Annotated in this window: 5 protein-coding genes; all 5 read left to right on the top strand. The window is 46.2% G+C overall.

From position 1 onward, the window contains the following. Nucleotides 1-126 precede the first annotated feature (126 nt). The 5 genes from ABFQ95_07510 to ABFQ95_07490 all read left to right on the top strand — a co-directional run bounded on the left by ABFQ95_07510 (nt 127) and on the right by ABFQ95_07490 (nt 4,772). On the top strand, nt 127-504 hold the full coding sequence (locus ABFQ95_07510) for a hypothetical protein (protein ID MEN8237367.1): 378 nt from the start codon (nt 127-129) through the stop codon (nt 502-504). 101 nt (nt 505-605) lie between these two features. Next, nucleotides 606-1,553, top strand: coding sequence for an acetyl-CoA carboxylase carboxyltransferase subunit alpha (locus tag ABFQ95_07505; protein ID MEN8237366.1), 948 nt, complete (start codon nt 606-608; stop codon nt 1,551-1,553). Between the two features lie 33 nt (nt 1,554-1,586). Further along, complete coding sequence (recJ, locus tag ABFQ95_07500; protein ID MEN8237365.1) at nt 1,587-3,377, top strand: single-stranded-DNA-specific exonuclease RecJ; 1,791 nt, start codon at nt 1,587-1,589, stop codon at nt 3,375-3,377. A gap of 3 nt (nt 3,378-3,380) precedes the next feature. Beyond that, nucleotides 3,381-4,076, top strand: a complete 696-nt coding sequence (locus tag ABFQ95_07495) for a ComF family protein (protein MEN8237364.1) — start codon at nt 3,381-3,383, stop codon at nt 4,074-4,076. Between the two features lie 99 nt (nt 4,077-4,175). Beyond that, a complete protein-coding gene (locus ABFQ95_07490) occupies nt 4,176-4,772 on the top strand; it encodes an MBL fold metallo-hydrolase (GenBank protein ID MEN8237363.1) in 597 nt (198 codons plus the stop codon). The last annotated feature ends 400 nt before the right edge of the window (nt 4,773-5,172 follow it).

Genomic DNA, 5,172 nt, shown 5'->3' with positions numbered 1-5,172 from the left:
TGCCCACTATCATGGGCACATAGGCAGCGTTGGACAAAATCGGCTTCCGGCATGACGGCCAAGACGGATCAAAGTACCTCTTATCCAAAACTCAGGTTAAATTAGTTGAAAATGATTGGGTTGGAAATGGACCCTGAATCGCAATTTATGCCCAGGACGGGTATAAATAGAGTTGATTTGTTGCTAGATGTTTTTGTTTGGGCTTATGAACGTTCCACCTTAAGGTACTCTGAAGCAAGGGCTTATTTGATGGATCCGGATCCCTTTATTGAAAATTATGATGCTGACATCAGGAATATTATCAGACAAGTAGTGGACAAAAAACAGTCAAAGAAAATTGCGAATAATAATATTAATGATTGGGCGCAAAAACACATTCCTGAAAGCGATCAAGCACGTTTTATTGAAGTGGTAGAGACAGAATTATTGCTATTACATGAGGGAAATATTGCTAAATTCAAAATAAAACCGGTCGATTTTTATGCTTGGCAAACAATATGGTAGAGGTGGCCCTGCACTCAATACACTATCCCCTTGTCCTGAACCTTTTAATCTTGTACAACTCCCTTGGAATATGTCTTTTTGTATAGGATTAAGTCATCATGATGATGCCGTTGGATTTTGAAAAAAATGTGTACCAGTTGGAGGGTAAGCTCAAAGAGTTGCGCAGCCTTTCTGATACTGGTGACATTAACATTGCCGACGAAGTTAAACGGCTCGACCACAAAATCAAAAAATTGTTGCGTAGCACCTATGGTAAGCTTACGCCCTGGCAAAAGGTGCAAGTGGCTCGCCACCCAGAGCGGCCTAATTTTAAAGAATATGTTGCAATGCTTTTGGAAGATTTTGTTGAACTTTCGGGAGATAGAGCTTTTGCTGATGATCAAGCGATCTTAGGTGGATTGGGGCGTTTTCGTGGTACGTCGGTTGTCATTATGGGGCACCAAAAGGGGCGCAATACCGAAGATCGGGTCAAACACAACTTTGGTATGGCGCTACCTGAAGGGTACCGTAAAGCCAGACGGTTGATGGAACTCGCAGATCGTTTTCAGCTACCGGTTATCACACTGGTGGATACGGCTGGCGCGTATCCAGGGCTGGAAGCTGAAGAGCGCGGTCAATCAGAAGCCATTGCCCGTTCCATAGAAACCATGGGGGCTTTAAAAGTTCCAGTTGTTTCAACAATTACGGGTGAGGGAGGATCTGGTGGTGCTATTGCCATTGCTGTTGGTAATCGGGTGCATATGCTTGAGCATGCTGTATACTCAGTAATTTCTCCTGAAGGTTGTGCTGCTATTTTATGGCGCACTCGGGATAAAAAAGATGTGGCCGCAGCTGCCCTTAAGCTAACAGCTAAAGATTTATTGAAACTGGGGATTATCGATACAATCATCACCGAGCCTTTAGGTGGTGCCCATCGTAATGCAGAAAGAACCATCAAACGAGTGGGGCAGGCGACCGAAAATGCGTTATCAGAATTGATTCCGATGAGTGCTGTTGAGTTACAGCAACACAGGAGAGAAAAATTTTTGGCGATGGGTAGAGTTGCTTAACCCATCAATTTAAAAAAATAAAGGAGAAAACCCATGTCTTACGAAACAGCCTTAAGGGTAGAACAATCAGTTTCGAAAAAACGTTGGTGCATCCGTCCCTTTCAAGAGCGTTTGGCATTGGCCCTGGCGCAAGCTTTTGGTCTTCCCGATGCGCTGGGACGCCTGTTAGCAGCGCGAGGTGTTAGTTTAGAACAAGCTGACGATTTCTTGAATCCCACATTAAGGCAAGGACTGCCCGATCCTTCCCACTTGTTGGATATGGACACTGCTGTGGGGCGTATTGTCAAGGCGATTCAGTCCGGAGAGCAAGTTGCAATCTTTGGTGATTATGATGTCGATGGGGCAACCTCGTCAGCACTTTTATGGCGGTTTTTAAGGCAAGTGGGAGGTAAAGTCCAGACCTATATTCCCGACCGAATCGAAGAAGGTTATGGTCCCAACCGCGAAGCCTTTGCCAAATTGCAAAGCCAAGGCGTTAAAGTCATTATTACTGTGGATTGTGGCACCAGTGCGCATGAAGTCTTGGGTGAGTCCAAGCAAAATGGATTAGAGGTGATTGTCATTGACCATCACATTGGTCCCGTCAAACTTCCCGACACAGTGGCGCTGGTTAACCCAAATCGACTTGATGAGTCGAGTCCTTTCACATATTTAGCAGCCGTAGGCGTTAGTTTTTTACTAGCTGTGGGGATCAATCGCGCTCTGCGCAAAGCAGGGTGGTATGAAACTCGCCCAGAACCAGATCTGCGAAGATTGCTAGATTTAGTAGCACTCGGCACAGTATGCGACGTAATGCCGTTAAAAGATCTAAATCGGGTGTTTGTGCATCAGGGGTTGAAGATCTTAAGCCAGCGGCAAAATTTGGGCCTGAAAACTTTAGCCGATGTCGCTGGCATTCGTGAGCGTCCTACGGCCTATCACCTAGGCTTTGTGCTAGGGCCAAGGATTAATGCTGGCGGTCGAGTTGGAGAAGCCAATTTAGGAACACGGCTGTTGTGCAGCGAAGATCCTCAAGAAGCAACCCAGATCGCGCAGCGGTTACATCACTTTAATGAAAAACGCAAAGAGATCGAAGAAAGCGTGTTGGCAGAGGCTATTAGGCAAGCTGAATTGCAAAAAGATGCTGCAATTTTAATGGTGTCTGGCAATAATTGGCATCCAGGTGTGATTGGCATCGTGGCGGGCCGATTAAAAGAGAAATTTAACAGGCCCGCTTGTGTCATTAGCCAAGATGAACAAGGCCTTGGCAAGGCTTCAGGCCGTTCCATTACTGGCGTTGATTTGGGAACCATGGTGCAAGCAGCTGTTGAGAAGGGCTTGTTGGTTGCCGGTGGTGGACATGCTATGGCTGCTGGCTTTACGGTGCGCATGGAAAAATTTTCTGCCCTGTGCGAATTTTTTGCCCAGCGCCTCAACAAAACAGTTATGGATGCGCCGCAAGAGTTCATGTTGGATGGGGTGTTGACACCGCAGGCAGCCACCCTCAAATGGGTCTTGAGTCTTGAACGTCTCGGGCCCTTTGGCATAGGCAATCCCACCCCGCGTTTTGGATTTGGTCGGATGCGTATCATTAAAGCAGATCTTGTTGGCACTGATCATGTCCGCTGTCAGTTGGCCGATTTTGCCGGCAAACGTCTTTCTGGCATTGCTTTTCGCTCCGCTGATACAGAATTAGGACAATTTTTGCTCAATTCAAATGGTGCGGTATGCCACGTTGCCGGCACCTTGCGCATCAATAGCTGGCAAGGGCGGGACTCGGTGCAGCTCACCATCGAAGATGTCGCGCCCGAGCGAGTCGATGCTGACTTACCCTTGAGTGCATAAGGGGTGCGGCAAACTATTTTACCGGTGCGATGTTTGGTATGTTTAACCCCTGTTGAACAGCAAGGAACGCTTTGTGCGACATGCTGGCCGCAATTAAATTTTATCAGTCAGCCCTATTGTGTTCGTTGTGGGTTGACGTTTGAGTATAAGGTGGGAGCTCAAAGCCTGTGTGTATTTTGCAGTCAGAAAAATCCAGTCTTCAAGATGTGTCGTTCAGCTTTGGTTTATGATGATCATAGCAAATCATTAGTTCTCGGATTCAAGCATAGCGATCGTTTGTGGGGAACTCCGATCTTTGCCCAATGGATGGCCAAGGTGGGAGAAGATGTATTATTAGATGCGGATGTGCTAATACCGGTGCCGTTGCACTGGAGCCGTCTGTTGATGCGGCGTTACAACCAAGCTGCCCTTTTGAGCAATGCGCTTTCACAGCTGATGGACGTGGTCAAAGATAATCACGCTCTGAAAAGGCGTAAAGCCACACCCTCTCAGGGTAAACGCACCCGTTTGGAGCGCCTGCAAAACGTCCGAGGTGCGTTTTGCGTGCCTAAGCGAGCCCGCGCGCGGCTATTGGGAAAAACCTGTGTGTTGGTTGACGATGTGTATACAACGGGGGCAACGATTGAGGAATGCAGCCGGACGTTGCTTGACGCTGGTGCTGGGCAGGTTCGGGTGTTGACTTTGGCCAGGGTAGTATAAGGGTAGTATAAGGGTGGTATAAAAGTCCATTTCCTACCCCCATTAGCAAATTATGAAGTGTTTTGTGGTTATACTTGAGTTAGTCGAAGGAGGCTATCCATGGAGACCACATTCTTAGGAGCCACAGGAACGGTAACCGGATCAAAGTTTCTGGTCACCCACAACAACAAAAAAATTCTTGTTGATTGTGGCTTGTTTCAAGGGCATAAGGAATTGCGTTTGCGCAATTGGCATGCGTTGTCCTTAGATCCAAAATTTATCGATGCAGTGGTGTTAACGCATGCGCATATTGATCACTCTGGATATGTGCCGTTGTTGGTACGGCAGGGTTTTACAGGGCCCATATATTGTTCTGAGGCCACTGCTGATTTATGTGCTATTCTCTTGCCTGATAGTGGGTATTTGCATGAAGAAGATGCCCGCAGAGCCAATCGTTATGGTTATACAAAACACCATCCAGCCTTGCCTCTATACACTCAAGAAGATGCCCAGCATTGTCTGCAACAGTTTGTAACTCTTGGTTATAGCCAGATTCTTGATCTGGGTAAAGGGTTAATTCTGACCCTGAGTCGAGCTGGTCATATTTTAGGATCCTCTTTCGTATCGCTGTTTGATCCTGAATTCCCGGAAATTGTAACTATGTTGGGAGTTCAGGATTCTAGCAATTTAAAAATGTCCGGTTTTGTTATCTCGTAAACTAATAACCTCTAGGCTTTTTATAAATATCTCGGGGTTTTGGGCAGAGCCCCAATAAATTAATTCGCGCGAAGCGCGTCTATTAAAAACTAGTTTTTTGCGGTTAAAGGCAATTTTCTAATATTGGCTTTTCATTGCAGAAATAGTACTTCCTGTTTGATACATTGTTGGTTTAAGATAATAGTGCGGTACAGGCGGAGACGCCGATGACCGCAAAAGACTAGAGGTAGAGAGGTGACTCCCGTTACCTCTCTATCTATGTTATTATCGTTCATTAAACATGGTTACCCAAAGGACGCTGCGGTATCTTCTCCATATCTCCGGGTACCCCCATAATAGATGCCCCACATTTCAAAAAAAGTTGCATTTTTTTCAAAATAGTTCTTGACAGCATTTTAGT

The organism is Pseudomonadota bacterium (assembly GCA_039714795.1).
Lineage (GTDB): Bacteria > Pseudomonadota > Alphaproteobacteria > JAGOMX01 > JAGOMX01 > JBDLIP01.
The sequence above is the reverse complement of the archived record's forward strand: the minus strand, read 5'-3'. Positions and strand labels throughout refer to the sequence as shown.